Below are 15,974 nucleotides of genomic sequence, written 5' to 3'. Positions count from 1 at the left end.
TCGCAAGGCGAAGCTATTTCATGCTTGAAATATTTTCGCGGAGCCGTAGCGTGCGATCTTCGCCGGGAGGTCGCGACATGAACAAACCACATCCCTTGCACGGCTCCAACAAACTGAAGCTCGGCGTCTTTTCGACCAATGCGGATGGTGGCCTTGCCATCACCGATGTTCCGGAGCGCTGGACGGCGAGCTGGCAGGACAATCTGACGGCGGCGCAAATTGCCGACCGCGCCGGGCTGGAGTTCATGTTGCCGATTGCCCGCTGGCGCGGCTTTGGCGGCCGCAACAAGGTGCGCGAATGGTCGTTCGAGACCTTCACCTGGGCAGCGGCACTTGCCATGGCCACCGAGCAGATCGGGCTGTTCATGACCGTGCACGTACCTCTGGTGCATCCGCTCTATGCCGCCAAGGCGCTGGCGACGGTAGACCATATCTCCCAGGGTCGCGCCGGCCTCAACATCGTCTGCGGCTGGAACCCGAAGGAATTCGGCATGTTCGGCACGCCGCTGGTCGAGAAAGGTTATGACCAGGCGGCCGAATGGATCGAAATCCTCGAGAAGCTTTATGCGTCGGCCGAGCCGCTCGACTATGAAGGCACCTACTATCACCTCAAGGAAGCCGTCAGCCGGCCGGCCAGCCTGCAGGTTCCGCGCCCGGTGACCATGAACGCCGCTTTCGGCGGACCGGGCCGCGATTTCGCCGCCGCCCGATGCGACTACCTGTTCACGACCTTTTCCGAAATGTCCGATGCCGGCAAACATGTCGCCGATATCAGGGAGCGCGCCGACAAGGTTGGCCGGGACGTCGGCGTCTACACGGTGGCGCATGTCGTCTGCCGCCCGACGATGGAGGAGGCGCAGGATTATTACACGCGCTATGCCGTTGATATGGCCGACCACGATGCGGTCGATGCCCACATGGCCGGCAAGAAGGAATTCTCGCAATCGCACGACCCGCATGCCTATGACCGCTACCGGCAGCGTTTCGCCGGCGGCGCCGGCACTTATCCGCTGATCGGAACGCCGGAAACCATCGCCGCCGACATGGCCGCCATTGCCGGACATGGCTACCAGGGCATTGCGCTGTCCTTCGTCAACTACACCAGGGAGTTGCCCTATTTCTGCGATCACGTGCTGCCGATTTTGAGGCAGGCGGGGCTGCGCGCATAAATTATTCCGCGAGCAACGAATTCATTATTCCGGATTAACGAGTTCGTCCGGAATAACGGCTGTGGCCTGAATCTCGACCTTGGCACGGTCCTCGACCAGCGCCACCACCTGCATGGCGGCCATCGCCGGAAAATGCCGGCCGATCACCTCGCGATAGGCTTCGCCGATGCCCCTGAGATTGGCGAGGTATTCGGCCTTGTCGGTGAAGTACCAGGTCATCGAGGTGATGTGCCGCGGCTCAGCATCTGCCTCGGCCAGCACCGCGACGATGTTTTGCAGCGTCTGCCGCACCTGGCCGACAAACTCATCGGTTTCGAACTGGCACTGCCCGTTCCAGCCGACCTGTCCGCCAACGAAGATGAACCGCCCACGCGCCGCGACACCATTGGCGTAGCCGACCGGCTTGGCCCAGCCTTCCGGCTGCAAAATCTCGTGCATTTCTAGCCTCCCGGTATTCCCAAAAACCAAAGTCTCAAAATCGAATGCCTGCCAATTTCTTGCCGTCAGGCCGCGCCCATCACTTGCCTGGCGATGACCACTTTCTGCACGTCGGATGCGCCCTCATAGATGCGCAGCGCACGGATCTCGCGATACAGGCTTTCGACAATATGGCCTTTGCGGACGCCGTCGCCGCCATGCAGCTGCACCGCTCTGTCGATCACCTCTTGCGCCTTGTCGGTGGCGAACAGTTTTGCCATTGCCGCCTCGCGGGTGACCCGCGCCGCGCCCATGTCCTTGGTCCAGGCGGCGCGGTAGACCAGCAGGGCGGCCGCATCGACGTCGAGCGCCATGTCGGCGATATGGCCCTGTACCATCTGCAACTCGGCCATCGGCGCGCCGAACAGTTTGCGCTCGGCCACCCTCTTGATGCTTTCATCCAGTGCGCGGCGGGCGAAGCCGAGCGCTGCTGCACCAACGGTCGAGCGGAACACGTCCAGCACCGACATGGCGATACGAAAACCGTCGCCGGGCTTGCCGATCAGTGCGGCGGCAGGCAGGCGGACCTGATCGAAGGAAAGCCGCGCCAGCGGATGCGGCGCGATCACTTCGAGGCGTTCGGCAATGCCAAGGCCCTTGACGTCACCAGGCACAACAAAGGCGGAAAGCCCCTTGGCGCCCGGCGCCTCGCCGGTGCGGGCAAAGACGATGTAGAGATCGGCGATGCCGCCATTGGAGATCCAGGTCTTTTCACCGGACAGCACATAGCTGTCACCGTCGCGGGTCGCTGTCATCTCGGTGTTGGCGACATCCGATCCCGAGCGCGGTTCCGACAGGGCAAAGGCCGAGATCGCCTTGCCGGCACGCGTCTTCGCCAGCCATTGCTGCTGCTCCGGCGTGCCGAACAGGCTGAGCGCGCCGGTGCCGAGCCCTTGCATGGCGAAGGCGAAGTCAGCGAGCCCGTCATGGCGCGCCAGCGTCTCGCGGGTGACGCACAAAGTGCGCACGTCGAGGGGTGCCGGATTGTCGGTGTCAACAGCTGTCGGCTTCAGCCAGCCGTCCCGGCCAAGTTTTTGCACCAGCTCGCGGCAGGCCGCATCGACATCGTGGTGATCGACAGGGAGGTTTGTCGCGCACCATGCTTCGAGGTGCTCGGCCAGTTCGCGATGACGGTCCTCGAAGAACGGCCAATTGAGGAAGGAGCGGTCAGGCATTTCTCCCTCCGCAGTATTTGGAGCGTTGCGCTCTACGGCGCCCCCCTCTGTCCTGCCGGACATCTCCCCCACGAGGGGGGAGATTGGCAGCTTGGACGCCGGCACCCATCTTGCAGCGCTGGCGATTGGCGAAAGCGGCAATGACAGCCGATCTCCCCCCTTGTGGGGGAGATGTCCGGCAGGACAGAGGGGGGCGCTGTCCYGCCGACGTCTCTACGGAAAGCATCATCCTCAATCCCCCTCGAACACCGGCTTTTCCTTGGCCACGAACGCCTTGTAGGCGCGCTCGAAATCGCGCGTCTGCATGCAGATCGCTTGCGCCTGTGCTTCCGCCTCGATCGCCTGGTCGAGGCCCATCGACCATTCCTGGTTGAGCTGTGTCTTGGTGATGCCATGGGCGAAGGTCGGGCCGGAGACGATACGCGCCGCCATGTCGAGCGCGTCTGCCTCGAGCGCTGCCGCATCGACCAGCCGGTTGTAGAAACCCCAGCGCTCGCCTTCGGCCGCCGTCATCGTGCGGCCAGTGTAGAGCAGTTCTGCGGCGCGGCCCTGGCCGATGATGCGCGGCAGGATCGCACAGGCGCCCATGTCGCAGCCGGCGAGACCAACGCGGGTGAACAGGAACGCGGTCTTGGCTTCCGGCGTGGCGATGCGGATATCGGAGCTCATGGCGATGATGGCGCCGGCGCCGACCGCGACGCCGTCGACGGCGGCAATGATCGGCTTGCCGCAATTCAGCATCGCCTTGACGAAATCGCCGGTCATGCGGGTGAAAGCCAAGAGCTGTTTCATGTCCATCTTGACCAGCGGGCCGATGATGTCGTGGACATCGCCGCCGGAGCAGAAATTGCCGCCATTGGAGAGGAACACCACGGCGTCGACATCGTCGGCATAAACAAGGTCGCGGAATGTGTCGCGCAGTTCCGCATAGCTGTCGAAGGTCAGCGGATTCTTGCGCTCCGGCCGGTCGAGCCGGACCTTGGCGATCCTGCCCTCGACTTCCCACAGGAAATGCTTTGGCTTGATGTTGGCCATCCCTGTCATTCGCGTCCCTCCCAGTTGCTGCGGAACGAGGTCAGCATGCCGGTCAGCCGGCGCGCATCCTCTTCGCTGACCTTGCCCAGCAATTCGCCGATCCAGCCCTCATGCGCCGCGGCAATGGTGGCAAAGGACTTGGTGCCTTCATCGGTCAGCCGCACCATCGACGTCCGGCGGTCGCCATTGCGGCGGGCGCGGGCGACCAGCCCTTCCGACACCAGCCGGTCGACAATGCCGGTGACATTGCCATTGGAGACCAACAGGAAGCGCGACAGGTCGCTCATCAGCATGCCTTCCGGCACGCGGTAGAGGGCCGCCATCACGTCGAAGCGCGGCAAGGTCGTATCGAATTCTTTCTTCAGGCGCTCGCGCAGTTCGGCCTCGATCGTGCGGGAGGCGCGCAGCAGCCTGATCCACAGGCGCAGCCGGTCCTTGCCGGGTCCCGAGGGTGCGGGCAGGGGGCCGGCTACCATGTTTCGCCTCCTGAGATCGAGATTGCCTGTCCGGTAATCGATGCCGCCGCATCGCCGCACAGCCACAGCACGGCGGCGGCAACTTCCTGTGGCTGGATGAAGCGGCCCTGCGGGTTGGTCGAGGCGAGGCTTGTTCGCGCCTCTCCGGCCGAGCGGCCGGTCTTTTCCATGATGCGCTGGATGGACTCTTCCAGCATGTCGGTTTCCACAAACCCCGGGCACACCGCGTTGACGGTGACGCCGGATTTCGCCGTCTCGGCGGCAAGAGCCCGCATCAGGCCGACGACGCCATGCTTGGCGGCCACATAAGGCGCGACATAGGCATAGCCCTTCAATCCGGCGGTGGAGGCGATGAACACGATCCGTCCCGATTTCCGCGCGGCCATGCCGGCCAGCGCCGGCTTCACCGTCAGGAAGGCCCCGGTCAAATTGACGTCGAGCGTCCGCTGCCAGTCGCTGAGCGCGGTTCTGTGCGCCGGCGCGCTGCCGGACATGCCGGCATTGGCGACGACAATATCGAAGGGTCCGCGTGCGGCTTCCGCCGTCTGGTAGAGCGACGCCATCGACGCCTCTTTGGTGACATCGGCGGCAATGGCGAAAATGCCTTTGCTTTCGCTGGCCACCTTGGCCAGCTCAGCTTCACGTCGACCGCAAATGGTCACACTGACGCCGGTGCTAGCCAGCGCCAGCGCGATGGCCCGGCCGACGCCGGAACCGCCGCCAGTGACCAGCGCATGCTTACCGGTGATCGCTGTTGCGGCCGTCATACTTTCAGCCCCGCGGCGGCATCGCGCTCGGCCAGCCGGTAGAGCTGGTCGCGCCCGGGCAGATAGGGATCCGGCCACTTCACGCCACGGTCGCCAAGCGTCACCGCCGCATGCAGCGTCCAGTAAGGGTCGGCGAGATGCGGCCGTGCCAGCGCCACCAGATCGGCGCGGCCGGCCATCAGGATCGAATTGACATGGTCCGGCTCATAGATGTTGCCGACCGCCATCGTCGCCATGCCGACCTCGTTGCGGATGCGGTCCGAAAACGGTGTCTGGAACATGCGGCCATAGACCGGCTTTGCCAGCGCCGAAGTCTGGCCGGCCGAGACGTCACAGATGTCGACACCGGCCTCATGCAGCAGCCGCGCGATCTCCACCGCGTCGGCGGGCGTCACGCCTTCGATGCCGACCCAGTCATTGGCCGAAATGCGCATCGAGATCGGCTTTCCCGCCGGCCAGGCGGCGCGCACGGCGCGGAAGATTTCGAGGGGATAGCGCATGCGATTCTCCAGCGAACCGCCATATTCATCCGTGCGCCGATTGGTGACCGGGGTGATGAAGGACGACAGTAGATAGCCATGTGCTGCGTGGATCTCGAGCATGTCGAAACCGCAACGGTCGGCCATCTCGGCGGAGGCCACGAACTGGCCGCGCACCAGATCCATGTCGGCGCGATCCATCGCCTTCGGCACCTGATTCTGCGCCGACCACGCAACCGCCGATGCCGCCATGATGGGCCAGTTGCCGGACGCGAGCGGCACGTCCGTGCCTTCCCAGCCAAGCCGGGTCGAACCCTTGGCGCCGGAATGGCCGATCTGCGCGCAGATCTTCGCCTCGGTCTCAGCGTGGACGAAGTCGACCAGCCGCTTCCACGCCACTTCATGTTCGGGCGCGTAGAAGCCGGGACAGCCGGGCGTGATGCGGCCTTCGGGGCTGACGCAGGTCATCTCGATATAGATGAGCCCGGCGCCACCCTTGGCGCGCTCGGCATAATGGGTGAAGTGCCAGTCGGTCGGGCAGCCGTCGACGGCCTTGTACTGCGCCATCGGCGAGACGACGACGCGGTTGTTGAGTTTCATGTCGCGCAACTTGAACGGCGCGAACATCGGTGCCCGGCGCAGCCTGTTGCCGCCGGCGCCCGCTTGGCGCTGGAACCACTCTTCCGCACCACCCAGCCATTCGGCATCGCGCAGCCGCAGATTCTCGTGGCTGATGCGCTGCGAACGGGTCAGCAGCGAATAGTTGAACTGCACCGGATCGAGACCGAGATAGCGCTCGACCTCCTCGAACCATTCCAGCGAATTGCGCGCCGCCGATTGCAGCTTCAGCACCTCGGTGCGGCGGGCATCCTCATATCTACGGAAGGCGGCGTCGAGGTCCGGTTCGGTCTCGACATATTCCGCCAGCGCCACGGCACTTTCGAGCGCCAGCTTTGTGCCGGAGCCGATCGAGAAATGCGCCGATGCCGCCGCGTCGCCCATCAGCGCCAGATTCTTGTACGACCAGCGCTCGCACAGCACGCGCGGGAAATTGATCCAGGCCGAACCACGGATATGGTTAGCGTTGGTCATCAGCGCCTGGCCGCCAAGATGCTTTTCGAAGATCCGCTCGCACACCGCGATCGATTCCTGCTGCGTCATCGCGCCGAAGCCGAAGGCAGCCCAGGTCTGTTCGCTGCATTCGACGATGAAGGTCGCGGTCTCGCTGTCGAATTGGTAGGCGTGTGCCCACACCCAGCCATGCTCGGTCTTCTCGAAGATGAAGGTGAAGGCGTCGTCGAATTTCTGGTTGGTGCCGAGCCAGACGAACTTGCATTTGCGGGTGTCGATGTCGGGTTTGAAGATATCGACGAAGGTGTTGCGCGCCCTGGAGTTCAGTCCGTCGGCAGCGACGACCAGATCGTGCGTCTCCATGTAGGGCTTGGGGTCGGCAATATCGGTCTCGAACATCAGTTTGACGCCGAGTTCGCGGGCGCGGCGCTGCAGCAGGACCAGCAGCCGCTTGCGGCCGATGCCGCAGAAACCGTGGCCTGACGAGACCGTGCGCACGCCGTCATGGATGACGGCAATGTCGTCCCAGTAAGCAAAATGCTTCTTGATCCAGACGGCGCTGACCGGATCATTTTTGGCGAGGTTCTCGAGCGTCTCGGCCGACAGCACCACGCCCCAGCCGAACGTGTCGTCGGCGCGGTTGCGCTCGAACACCGTCACATCGTGCGCAGCGTCCCTCAACTTCATCGAAATGGCAAAGTAGAGGCCGGCTGGTCCGCCGCCGAGAACCGCAACCTTCATGTCTGCGATCTCCTCTTCGCTTGCTGTCTCGTGAGTATCGCGCCGGCGGCTAGATATTTCAAGCTTAAAGTTTTATGTCGAAATCATTATACGGACATCGGGCGGCGCGCTTGCGTGTCGTCCCGCAAGCGCGCGCCTGATGTCACTTCTCCGGATTCTTCGGGCTCCACAGAACCGTCTCGGCGCCCTTCTCATAGGCCATGCCGTCGGGATAGCTGATCGCTTCCAGCTGCAATCCCCAGGGCGCCTGGAAATAGAGAATGGTCTGGCCGGCGGCAGGTCCTTCCTTGACCGGCAGAGGCCCCATGCGCGTCTTGACACCCTTGCCATCGAGATAGGCTTTGGCCGCGGCGACGTCGTCGACATAGAAGGCGATGTGGAAGCCGCCAATGTCGCTGTTCTTTGGCGTCAAATCCTTCTGATCGGGCGCAGTGTATTTGAACAGTTCGATGTTCGATCCATAGCCGCAGCGGACCATGGTGACCTGCTCGATGACCGCCTTGGGATCGACACCCAGCAGATCCTGCATGAAGGTGCCTTTGTCGTCGGCGAACGGACCGAACGACATCGCCTTCTTGCAGCCGACCACTTCGGTGAAGAAGTCGACCGCCTGCTTCATGTCGGGGACGGTGATGCCGGTATGGTCGTGCCCGCGCATGCCTGGGATCGAATCCGCCGAGGCCATGCCGGCGCTGCCAAGGACAGCAGCGGCGAGCGTTGCATTTCGAAGTGTCGTCTTCATGTCAGTCCTCTCCATTGGCGGGACCTGGGTCTTTGCGGTCGCACGTCCGAAGCCCGCTTTTCGGCGTGCGTGTGCATTTCATGTCGGCGGCTTGGCGGCGGAAGGAATGTCCAGCCAGGTCGCGTCGATTTCAGGCAGTGGAATGGCGGCGATCAGATCGCGCGTGTAGGCCTGCTTGGGGTTGTCGAACAAAGCGTCGGTGGCGCTGGCCTCGACGATGACGCCTTCGCGCATGACGATCACTTGCTTGCACAGCCGCCGGATGACCGACAGATCATGGCTGATGAAGGCGACCGTGAGGCCCATCTCGGCCGCCAGCTTCTCCAGCAAGGTAAGGATCTGCGCCTGCGTCGAGACATCGAGCCCGGAGACGATCTCGTCGGCCAGCACGAATTTCGGCGACAGCGCCAGCGCGCGCGCAATGCCGACACGCTGGCGCTGGCCGCCCGACAGTTCGTGGCGGTATCGGCTGGCAAAGCTCTGCGGCAGGCCGACGCGCTGTAGGGCCTCTGCGACGCGGCCCTTCAAATTGTCGCCAAGACCGTTCTGCTTCAGCGGCGCAGCGACGATGCTGGCGATGGTGCGGCGCGGGTTGAGCGACGACATCGGATCCTGGAAGATCATCTGCAGATTGCGGCGCAACGGCCGCAGCTCCGCCTCCGGCAGATGCGTGATGTCGCGGCCATCGAAAGTGACGCTGCCGGCGCTGGGCTCCAGCAACCGCACCAAAGCGCGGCCGAGCGTCGATTTTCCCGACCCGGATTCGCCGACAATGCCGGTCACCGATCCCTTGGGCAGATCGAAGTCGAGCCCCTTTAGAATCTGGGCCAGCGGCGCGCGTCCGATCAGCGGCTTGCGCGTCATGTCGGGCAGCGCGACCTTCAGCCCGCGCACGGAAAACAGCGGCTCAGCCATGTGGCCGCCTCCAGGCTTGGTCGGCGGCAGCGATCTCCGAGGCGAGCCGGGCCAGCACGGCATCGTCTACAGGCTTCAACGAGGCGAACGGGTCGGTGTAGCGCGGGGTGGCGGCCATCAATGCCCGCGTATAGGGGTGTTGCGGCGCGGCGAAGAGCGCTGCCGTCTCGGCCTCCTCCACCACCTTGCCGGCATAGAGCACAGACACCTTCTGACTGATCTTGGCGACGACGCCGAGATCATGGGTGACAAACAGGATCGCGGTGCCGTGTTCACGTTGCAACGCAGCGATCAGGCGCAGGATCTGCTTCTGCACGGTGACGTCGAGCGCCGTCGTCGGCTCGTCGGCGACGATCAGCCGTGGTTCGGCAGCGAAGGCGGCCGCGATCAGCACGCGTTGCCGCATGCCGCCGGAGAGCTCGTGCGGATAGCTTTTCAGCACGCGGTAGGGGTCGCGGATCTGCACCTCGTCCAGCAATTGCCGGACACGCTTGTCCGCCCTCTCGCCGCTCCAGCCGAGGATGCGCACCAGCCGGTCGGTCATCTGCGGACCGATGCGGCGCGACGGGTTGAGCGCGGTCAGCGGATCCTGCGGGATCAGCGCCGTGCGGGCACCGATCAGCGTGCGTCGTGCCTTGGGGGGCAGCTTGCCGAGGTCTTCGCCTTCGAGCTTCATATCGCCTTCGACGATGCGTACGCTCGTCGGCAGCACACCAAGCACCGCCTTGCCGATCATCGTCTTGCCGGCGCCGCTCTCGCCGACCAATGCGCGGACTTCGCCGGGCTGCACGGCAAGCGATACAGAGCGCAGCACGCGCTGGCCGTTCGGCAGCACGGCGCTGAGATTGGCGATGTCGAGGCAGGCGCTCATCGCAGCACCGGGTCGAAGCGCGCTTTCAGCGCCTCGCCGAACTGGCTGAACGACAGCACGGTGAGGATCAGCGTGATCAGCGGAAACACCAGCACCCACCAGGCCTGGTGGATCGACAGCCGGCCCTCGGCGATGATGCTGCCCCAGGTCGGATCGTCGGTCGAGATCGACAGATTGACGAACGACAGGATCGCCTCGACGATGACGGCGATACCCATCTCCAGGGACAACAGCGCCACGATCGACGGCACCACATTGGGCAGCACTTCGCGCAGCATGATGCCGATACGGCCATAGCCGGCGATGCGGGCGTTCTCGACATAGTCCATGCGCGACTGGCCCATCGCCTCGGCGCGGATCACCCGGCAGAAACGCGTCCAGTCGATGATCGCAATCGCAAGGATGACGGAGCTCAAGCCGGTGCCGAGCACCGCGACCAGCAGGATGGCGAACAGCACCGGCGGAAACGCCATCCAGACATCGACGATGCGCGAGATGATGCGGTCGGCCCAGCCGCCGAAATAGCCGGCGATCAGCCCGAGCGTCGAGCCGACCAGGCAGGCGGCGATGGCCGCGGCAAAGGCGACGATGAAGGCGATGCGGCCGCCGAAGATCAGCCGGGACAACAGATCGCGGCCGAGGCTGTCGGTGCCCAGCCAATAGCCGGGCTCGGCGCCATTAATCCAGAACGGCGGCAGCCGCTCCAGCATCAAATCCTGCGCCAGTGGATCCTGCGGCGCGACCAGCGGCGCGAAGATCGCCGCCAGCAGCGCCAGCAGCAGCCAGCCGCCGGCGAGCCACAGCCTGGGGCTCAATCCGCGTCTTGAGGCTCTATCCATGGCGCAGCCTCGGATTGAGCAGCGCGTACATCATGTCGACGGTGAGGTTGATCAGCACGAACAGCAGCGCGAAGACCAGCACGATGCCCTGGATCAGCGGCAGGTCGCGGTTGATGACGGCATCGATCGCCATATTGCCGAGGCCTTCATAGGAGAACAGCCGCTCGACGATGACCGTGCCGCCGATGAGGAAGGTGAACTGCACGCCGACCAGGGTCAGCGTCGGCAAAGCGGCGTTCTTCAATGCCTCGCGCAGGATGACCTGCGTTTCCGAAAATCCCTTGACCCGCGCCAGCACGACATAGTCGAGGTCCAGCACCTCCTTCAGCGACTGTTTCAACAGCTGCGAGATGATCGCGGCCAGCGGCAGCGCCAGCGCCACCGCCGGCATCAGCATGTGCTTCAGCAGATCCCAGGTCAGGTCGAGGCGCAGGCGTAAAATGCTCTCGAACAAATAGAACTGGGTGACGAAGGGCAGGTCGAGCTGCGGCGAAACCCGGCCGGAAATGTCGAAGATCGGCACCAGCACGCCGAACAAAAGGATCAGCACCAGACCCCACAGGAAATCGGGAATGGAAAGGGTGGCACCGCTGACGATATCGATGCCGGCCTCGACCGCCGTGCCGCGTTCGCGGGCGCCGAGGATCGCCGTCGTGCCGCCGAGCCCCACCGCCATGATGAGGGCGACGATGGCAAGTTCCAGCGTTGCCGGCAGCCGGTTGAAGACCAGGCCGAGCACGTCTTGCCTGAGCGAGATCGAGGTGCCGAAATCGCCCCTGACGACACCGGACAGCCAGATGAAGAATTGCTGGACGATGGTCTTGTCGAGCCCGTAGAGCGCACGCAACCGGGCAATGTCGGCATCGGTCGCGCCAGGCGGCAGCATCATCGCGATCGGATCGCCGGGCGCGACGCGGATCACGACGAAGACGACGACGGCCACGCCGAACAGCGTGATCAGCATCGTCAGCAGACGGATCAGGAATCGTTGCAGAAGCATGTAAATCTTTGCGGGAGCCCGTCGGCTCGTATGCCCGATGGAAATGCGCGCCGTCATTGACGACGGCGCGCGGCAATTCCAGACCGATATCAGGCCGGGGTCATCAGGGCAGGCAGCAGCGCGCCGGAAATGTGCTGCACCACGTTGACGCCCTTGGCATGCACGATCGGCTGCGCGAACTGCAGCAGCGGCAGCACATAGGCCTGCTCGGCGATGTATTTGTCGACCTCTTTCCAGCCGGCAATGCGCTTGGCTTCGTCCTTCTCGCCCCACAGCGGTCCGATCTTGGCGTCGAGGTCGTCGGTCTTCCACGACGAGTGCGGCGACGGGCCGAACATGGCGAAACCGGTCGAGGTGGTCGGATCGCCGATGGCGTTGCCCCAGTTGTAGAAGGCGGCAGGCGCCAGCTTGTGCGCGGCACGCAGTTCATAGTGCTTGGCGATCTCATAGACCTCGATCGTCGCCTCGATGCCGACCTTGCGCCACATGCCGACGATCGCCTGCACCATCTCGTAGTCCTTGGGCTTGAAGCCCTTGGTCGTCTGGATGGTGATCTTGGCGGGCTTCTCCGGCGAGTAGCCGGAGGCAGCCAGCAATTCCTTGGCCTTCTCCGCATTGTGCTCGACCTTGATCGACGCATCGTAGGCGGCATATTCCGGCGTTTCCAGCGTCGCGATCGGCTGGCCGTAGCCGCGCAACAAGCGCTTGACCAGCAGCTCCTTGTCCACCGCCATCACCGCCGCCTGGCGGACGTTCTTGTCCAGCATGGCGTCCTTGTTGTTGAAGAAGATCATGCCGATGTCGGAGACGTTCTTGCATGAGCCGGCCAGACCGTCCTTGGCGATCAGCCGGTCATATTCCTCGTACGGGATCTCCAGCGTCACCTGCGAGGAACCGGACTCGATTTCGGCGACACGGCTCGCCGCGTCGGTGACGAACTTGATCGTCACATTCTCGAAGGCCGGCTTGTCGCCCCAATAGTTCGGGTTGGCCTTGAGCCGCAGGAAGGCGTTGCGCTCGAATTTTTCCACCATGTAGGGGCCGGTGCCGATCGGCGCCTTCTCGAAACCTTCGGCGCCGACCTTCTCGTAATACGCCTTCGGCAGGATGTAGCCGGTCAGGAACGACATCCACTTGAAATAGACCGGGTCGAACTGCACCACGTCGCCGGTGATCTTGTTGCCGTCGATCTTGAAGTTGTTGACGTTCTTCCAGACGAACTGAATCGGGTTGCCGGTCTTCTCGTCACCTGCCCGCTGCAGCGACCAGACGACGTCCTCGGGCGTGAAGGGCGAGCCGTCATGCCATTTCACGCCTTCGCGCACCGTCATCGTCACCTTGGTGCGGTCGTCGTTCCAGCCCCATTCGGTGAGCAGGCCCGGCGCGAAGGACAGGTCCGGCTTCTGCGGGATGAACTGGTCGAACACCGACTGGTAGAGACCCTGGATGGTCGGGTTGACGGCCGAGGGGCCGGTGGTCGGATCCCAGGACGGCAGGTTGACATTGTAGGCGATGGTCAGTTCGCCGGCGGCGGCCTTGGCGATCTTTGGCAAGCCGACGGCGGCCACGCCGAGTGCCGCGGCACTGTATCCCAGCAATTCCCGTCTGTTGATTGTCATGGTCGTTCCCCTTGTTGGTTATTTCTTTTGCGCGGCGTCTTCAGTTCATTGGTCCAGGCTTCGTGGGCAGCAGCGCCATGCCCCTCGTCGCCTCTGTGAAATCTTCGGCTCCTACCTCCCGCCAAGCTGTTGCGCGAGCATGTAGCCCGAGGCCGCCCCGGTGCCGGCGCCCGGCCATGTCGCGGCCCCGGTGAGATGCAGATTGCCAACCGGCGTGTTCCAGCCGGCATAGCCGCGCGCCGGGCGGAACAAAAAGTTCTGCGCCAGATGATGGCTGCCGCAGACCTGGTCGCCGCCGACAAGGTTCGGGTTCTCGCGCTCGAGATCGATGGGCGAGAACACCGAACGGCCGAGGATTTTCGCGCGCAAGCCCGGCGCGTAGGTCTCGATGATGTCGAGCACGCGGTCGGCGTAGGTGTCTTTGACTTGATCCCAATGCGCGGGCGCGATCTTGCCCGCGGCATCGCCCAGGATTTCGGCAGGCAGCATGCGCACCTGCACCCACAGCACATGCTTGCCCTGAGGCGCGCGCGACGGGTCGATCGCTGTGGGCTGGCCGACGACCAGCACCGGCTCGTCCGGAAGCGTGCCGGCCATCGCTTGCTGGTAGGTACGCGACATCGCATCGAGCGACGGCGACAGGTGGACATAGGCAAACTGTCGCAACTCCGCTCCGGCGCGCCAGTCCGGCAGATCATCGAGCGCCAGATGGATCATCATCGTGCCCGGCGCGTAGCGGAATTTCTGCATCGCCGTATCGAAGCCGGCATTGCCGGAACCGCTGGGCAGCAACTTCCCAGTCAGCGCCTTGGGTGCGACGCCGGCGATGACCGCCTTGATCGCTGTATGCGTCTCGCCGGATGCGAGCCGCACGCCGGTCGCCTTGCCGGCGGAAACCGTGATCTCGGCAACTTCGGCGCCGGTAACGATCGTGCCGCCGGCAGCCGTCACCATGCCAGACAGCGCCCGGATGATGGTATCGGCGCCGCCCTTGCCCAGCACCATGCCAAAGCTCTGGTTGGCCATCGATTCCAGATAGGGAAACACGGCGCCGCCGGCGATGTCGGGAGCGAAATCGAGATGCATGCCCCAGGTGGCGAGCGTCGCGCGCACATGGGGTGAATCGAAATTTTCCTCCAGCCACGCGCGTGGCGACGACAGCAGTAGCCGTGCGGTGTCGAGCGCGCCGGCGACACCCTTCTTGCGCCACAGGTTCCAGGCGGTGCCGGCCAGCGCGCGGGCGCTCATCGGCGAACCCAGCAGCCGGAACAGGTGTTCGGCCTCCGCCGGGAAGGCGGCAACCAATCTGCGCCATGTCGCGGCATCGGCTGTGGAGAAAGCTGCCATCCGGCTCGCTGTCTTTTCCAAGTCGTTGCTGACGCCGAACCAGCGTCCGTCCGGAAAGGCGCTGGCGAAACAGTCGGCGACCGGCGCGAACTCCAGCCCCTGCGCTTTCAATTCATTTGCATATTTCCGGTGGAAGGCGGAGCCGGCAAACAGGCTCAGATTCATCGCGCCGAAATCGTGACGGAAGCCGGGAAGGGTGAATTCGCGGGTCTGGACGGCACCGCCGATTGTTGCGCTGCGCTCGAAAATCCCGGTTTTCCAGCCTTTGAGCGCCAGATGCGCGGCGCATGCCAGACTGTTGTGGCCCGCCCCGACAAAGATGGCGTCGAACTCGCTCACGCCCCGTTCCCATTTCCTTTATGCTTAAAGATAATTGCAGATGCATATGTTTTCGTCTAGTAGGATATTAAGGGCCGAGACGAGCCTTGATCATCATCGAAAAGAGGGAACAGAGACAATGGACACCCAAAAACTCCTCGGCGAAGTCGCCGGCCAGTTGCTTTCAGGCGCCATCAAGGTGGTCGACCTCTCGGCGCCGCTCGGTCCCGACACACCGCTGATCAAGCTGCCGCCGGAGCTTGCCGTCGACACGCCGAAGGTCGAGATCCACAACATCTCCCGCTATGACAAGAACGGTCCGTGGTGGGCGTGGAATTGGCTGAAGCTCGGCGAGCATTCGGGCACGCATTTCGATGCGCCGCAACACTGGATCAGCGGCAAGGACTATCCGGACGGCGCCACCGACACCATTCCGGCGCAGAATTTTGTTGGCCCGGTCAACGTCATCGACTGCTCGAAGGAAGCCGCTGCCGACCATGATTTCCTGCTCACCGTCGACCACATCAAGGCGTGGGAAGCCAAGCACGGCGCGATCAATGCCGGCGAATGGGTGGTGATGCGCACCGACTGGTACAAGCGCAACGGTTCGGAAGCCGAGTTCCTCAACGCCAACGAGACCGGCCCGCACACGCCAGGCCCGACGGCCGAAGCCATCCAGTTCCTGATCAGCAAGGACATCAAGGGCTGGGGCTCGGAGACGATCGGCACCGATGCCGGCAAGGCCGGCGGCATGGAGCCGCCATTCCCGGCGCACACGCTGATGCACAAGGCCAACCGGTATGGTCTGGCCAGCCTTTGCAATCTCGACCAGCTGCCGCCGAAAGGCGCCATCCTGATCGCGGCACCGCTCAAGATCGAACACGGCACCGGCAGCCCGATCCGCGCGCTGGCGCTGGTTTCGAAAGGCTAGGC

General features: G+C 63.9%; 15 protein-coding genes. 2 read left to right on the top strand and 13 right to left on the bottom strand.

From position 1 onward, the window contains the following. Nucleotides 1-77: 77 nt before the first annotated feature. Nucleotides 78-1,169, top strand: coding sequence for an LLM class flavin-dependent oxidoreductase (locus AC1DX4_RS26405; protein WP_477223098.1), 1,092 nt, complete (start codon nucleotides 78-80; stop codon nucleotides 1,167-1,169). Nucleotides 1,170-1,193: 24 nt separating this feature from the next. Here AC1DX4_RS26405 and AC1DX4_RS26400 read toward each other — a convergent pair whose 3' ends face one another. The 13 genes from AC1DX4_RS26400 to AC1DX4_RS26340 all read right to left on the bottom strand — a co-directional run bounded on the left by AC1DX4_RS26400 (nucleotide 1,194) and on the right by AC1DX4_RS26340 (nucleotide 15,062). Then, nucleotides 1,194-1,607, bottom strand: coding sequence for a RidA family protein (locus AC1DX4_RS26400; RefSeq protein ID WP_477223097.1), 414 nt, complete (start codon nucleotides 1,605-1,607; stop codon nucleotides 1,194-1,196). 65 nt (nucleotides 1,608-1,672) lie between these two features. Next, nucleotides 1,673-2,821: an acyl-CoA dehydrogenase family protein gene (locus tag AC1DX4_RS26395; RefSeq protein ID WP_477223096.1), complete on the bottom strand. Its 1,149-nt coding sequence runs from the start codon at nucleotides 2,819-2,821 to the stop codon at nucleotides 1,673-1,675. 231 nt (nucleotides 2,822-3,052) lie between these two features. Further along, nucleotides 3,053-3,865 (bottom strand): enoyl-CoA hydratase family protein, encoded by an 813-nt coding sequence (locus tag AC1DX4_RS26390; protein ID WP_477223095.1) that lies wholly within the window; start codon nucleotides 3,863-3,865, stop codon nucleotides 3,053-3,055. Then, nucleotides 3,862-4,332, bottom strand: a complete 471-nt coding sequence (locus AC1DX4_RS26385; protein WP_027043615.1) for a MarR family winged helix-turn-helix transcriptional regulator — start codon at nucleotides 4,330-4,332, stop codon at nucleotides 3,862-3,864. Before AC1DX4_RS26385 ends, AC1DX4_RS26390 begins: the two co-directional genes overlap by 4 nt. Next, nucleotides 4,326-5,099 carry an SDR family NAD(P)-dependent oxidoreductase gene (locus AC1DX4_RS26380; RefSeq protein WP_477223094.1) on the bottom strand — a complete coding sequence of 258 codons (774 nt, stop codon included), beginning with the start codon at nucleotides 5,097-5,099 and terminating at the stop codon, nucleotides 4,326-4,328. The genes AC1DX4_RS26385 and AC1DX4_RS26380 overlap by 7 nt, the downstream gene beginning before the upstream one ends. Next, a complete protein-coding gene (locus AC1DX4_RS26375; RefSeq protein ID WP_477223093.1) occupies nucleotides 5,096-7,390 on the bottom strand; it encodes a bifunctional salicylyl-CoA 5-hydroxylase/oxidoreductase in 2,295 nt (764 codons plus the stop codon). The genes AC1DX4_RS26380 and AC1DX4_RS26375 overlap by 4 nt, the downstream gene beginning before the upstream one ends. Nucleotides 7,391-7,532: 142 nt before the next feature. Beyond that, nucleotides 7,533-8,132, bottom strand: coding sequence for a VOC family protein (locus tag AC1DX4_RS26370; protein WP_477223092.1), 600 nt, complete (start codon nucleotides 8,130-8,132; stop codon nucleotides 7,533-7,535). Between the two features lie 78 nt (nucleotides 8,133-8,210). Then, nucleotides 8,211-9,047, bottom strand: coding sequence for an ATP-binding cassette domain-containing protein (locus tag AC1DX4_RS26365; protein ID WP_477223091.1), 837 nt, complete (start codon nucleotides 9,045-9,047; stop codon nucleotides 8,211-8,213). Further along, nucleotides 9,040-9,918: an ABC transporter ATP-binding protein gene (locus tag AC1DX4_RS26360; RefSeq protein ID WP_477223090.1), complete on the bottom strand. Its 879-nt coding sequence runs from the start codon at nucleotides 9,916-9,918 to the stop codon at nucleotides 9,040-9,042. The genes AC1DX4_RS26365 and AC1DX4_RS26360 overlap by 8 nt, the downstream gene beginning before the upstream one ends. After that, the gene (locus AC1DX4_RS26355) at nucleotides 9,915-10,757 is read right to left on the bottom strand and encodes an ABC transporter permease (RefSeq protein ID WP_477223089.1); all 843 of its coding nucleotides are present in this window, start codon (nucleotides 10,755-10,757) and stop codon (nucleotides 9,915-9,917) included. The genes AC1DX4_RS26360 and AC1DX4_RS26355 overlap by 4 nt, the downstream gene beginning before the upstream one ends. Then, entirely contained in the window at nucleotides 10,750-11,757 is a 1,008-nt protein-coding gene (locus tag AC1DX4_RS26350; protein ID WP_477223088.1) for an ABC transporter permease, read from the bottom strand. Before AC1DX4_RS26350 ends, AC1DX4_RS26355 begins: the two co-directional genes overlap by 8 nt. Nucleotides 11,758-11,846: 89 nt before the next feature. Beyond that, nucleotides 11,847-13,376 (bottom strand): ABC transporter substrate-binding protein, encoded by a 1,530-nt coding sequence (locus tag AC1DX4_RS26345; RefSeq protein WP_477223087.1) that lies wholly within the window; start codon nucleotides 13,374-13,376, stop codon nucleotides 11,847-11,849. Nucleotides 13,377-13,487: 111 nt separating this feature from the next. Beyond that, complete coding sequence (locus AC1DX4_RS26340; protein ID WP_477223086.1) at nucleotides 13,488-15,062, bottom strand: phytoene desaturase family protein; 1,575 nt, start codon at nucleotides 15,060-15,062, stop codon at nucleotides 13,488-13,490. Between the two features lie 118 nt (nucleotides 15,063-15,180). On the opposite strand from AC1DX4_RS26340, the gene AC1DX4_RS26335 reads away from it, so the two are divergent. Then, complete coding sequence (locus tag AC1DX4_RS26335; RefSeq protein ID WP_127373568.1) at nucleotides 15,181-15,972, top strand: cyclase family protein; 792 nt, start codon at nucleotides 15,181-15,183, stop codon at nucleotides 15,970-15,972. Nucleotides 15,973-15,974: the final 2 nt, after the last annotated feature.

This window comes from Mesorhizobium sp. P3_A8, assembly GCF_056402995.1.
Note: the sequence above shows the minus strand (reverse complement) of the source record. Positions and strands in the feature narration are given on the sequence as shown.

What these genes read in the sequence shown, in the direction of transcription:
- AC1DX4_RS26345 (WP_477223087.1), bottom strand. Translation starts at nt 13,376, where the DNA reads ATGACAATCAACAGACGGGAATTGCTGGGATACAGTGCCGCGGCACTC.
- AC1DX4_RS26335 (WP_127373568.1), top strand. Translation starts at nt 15,181, where the DNA reads ATGGACACCCAAAAACTCCTCGGCGAAGTCGCCGGCCAGTTGCTTTCA.
- AC1DX4_RS26390 (WP_477223095.1), bottom strand. Translation starts at nt 3,865, where the DNA reads ATGACAGGGATGGCCAACATCAAGCCAAAGCATTTCCTGTGGGAAGTC.
- AC1DX4_RS26370 (WP_477223092.1), bottom strand. Translation starts at nt 8,132, where the DNA reads ATGAAGACGACACTTCGAAATGCAACGCTCGCCGCTGCTGTCCTTGGC.
- AC1DX4_RS26355 (WP_477223089.1), bottom strand. Translation starts at nt 10,757, where the DNA reads ATGGATAGAGCCTCAAGACGCGGATTGAGCCCCAGGCTGTGGCTCGCC.
- AC1DX4_RS26360 (WP_477223090.1), bottom strand. Translation starts at nt 9,918, where the DNA reads ATGAGCGCCTGCCTCGACATCGCCAATCTCAGCGCCGTGCTGCCGAAC.
- AC1DX4_RS26395 (WP_477223096.1), bottom strand. Translation starts at nt 2,821, where the DNA reads ATGCCTGACCGCTCCTTCCTCAATTGGCCGTTCTTCGAGGACCGTCAT.
- AC1DX4_RS26380 (WP_477223094.1), bottom strand. Translation starts at nt 5,099, where the DNA reads ATGACGGCCGCAACAGCGATCACCGGTAAGCATGCGCTGGTCACTGGC.
- AC1DX4_RS26350 (WP_477223088.1), bottom strand. Translation starts at nt 11,757, where the DNA reads ATGCTTCTGCAACGATTCCTGATCCGTCTGCTGACGATGCTGATCACG.
- AC1DX4_RS26365 (WP_477223091.1), bottom strand. Translation starts at nt 9,047, where the DNA reads ATGGCTGAGCCGCTGTTTTCCGTGCGCGGGCTGAAGGTCGCGCTGCCC.
- AC1DX4_RS26385 (WP_027043615.1), bottom strand. Translation starts at nt 4,332, where the DNA reads ATGGTAGCCGGCCCCCTGCCCGCACCCTCGGGACCCGGCAAGGACCGG.
- AC1DX4_RS26400 (WP_477223097.1), bottom strand. Translation starts at nt 1,607, where the DNA reads ATGCACGAGATTTTGCAGCCGGAAGGCTGGGCCAAGCCGGTCGGCTAC.
- AC1DX4_RS26405 (WP_477223098.1), top strand. Translation starts at nt 78, where the DNA reads ATGAACAAACCACATCCCTTGCACGGCTCCAACAAACTGAAGCTCGGC.
- AC1DX4_RS26375 (WP_477223093.1), bottom strand. Translation starts at nt 7,390, where the DNA reads ATGAAGGTTGCGGTTCTCGGCGGCGGACCAGCCGGCCTCTACTTTGCC.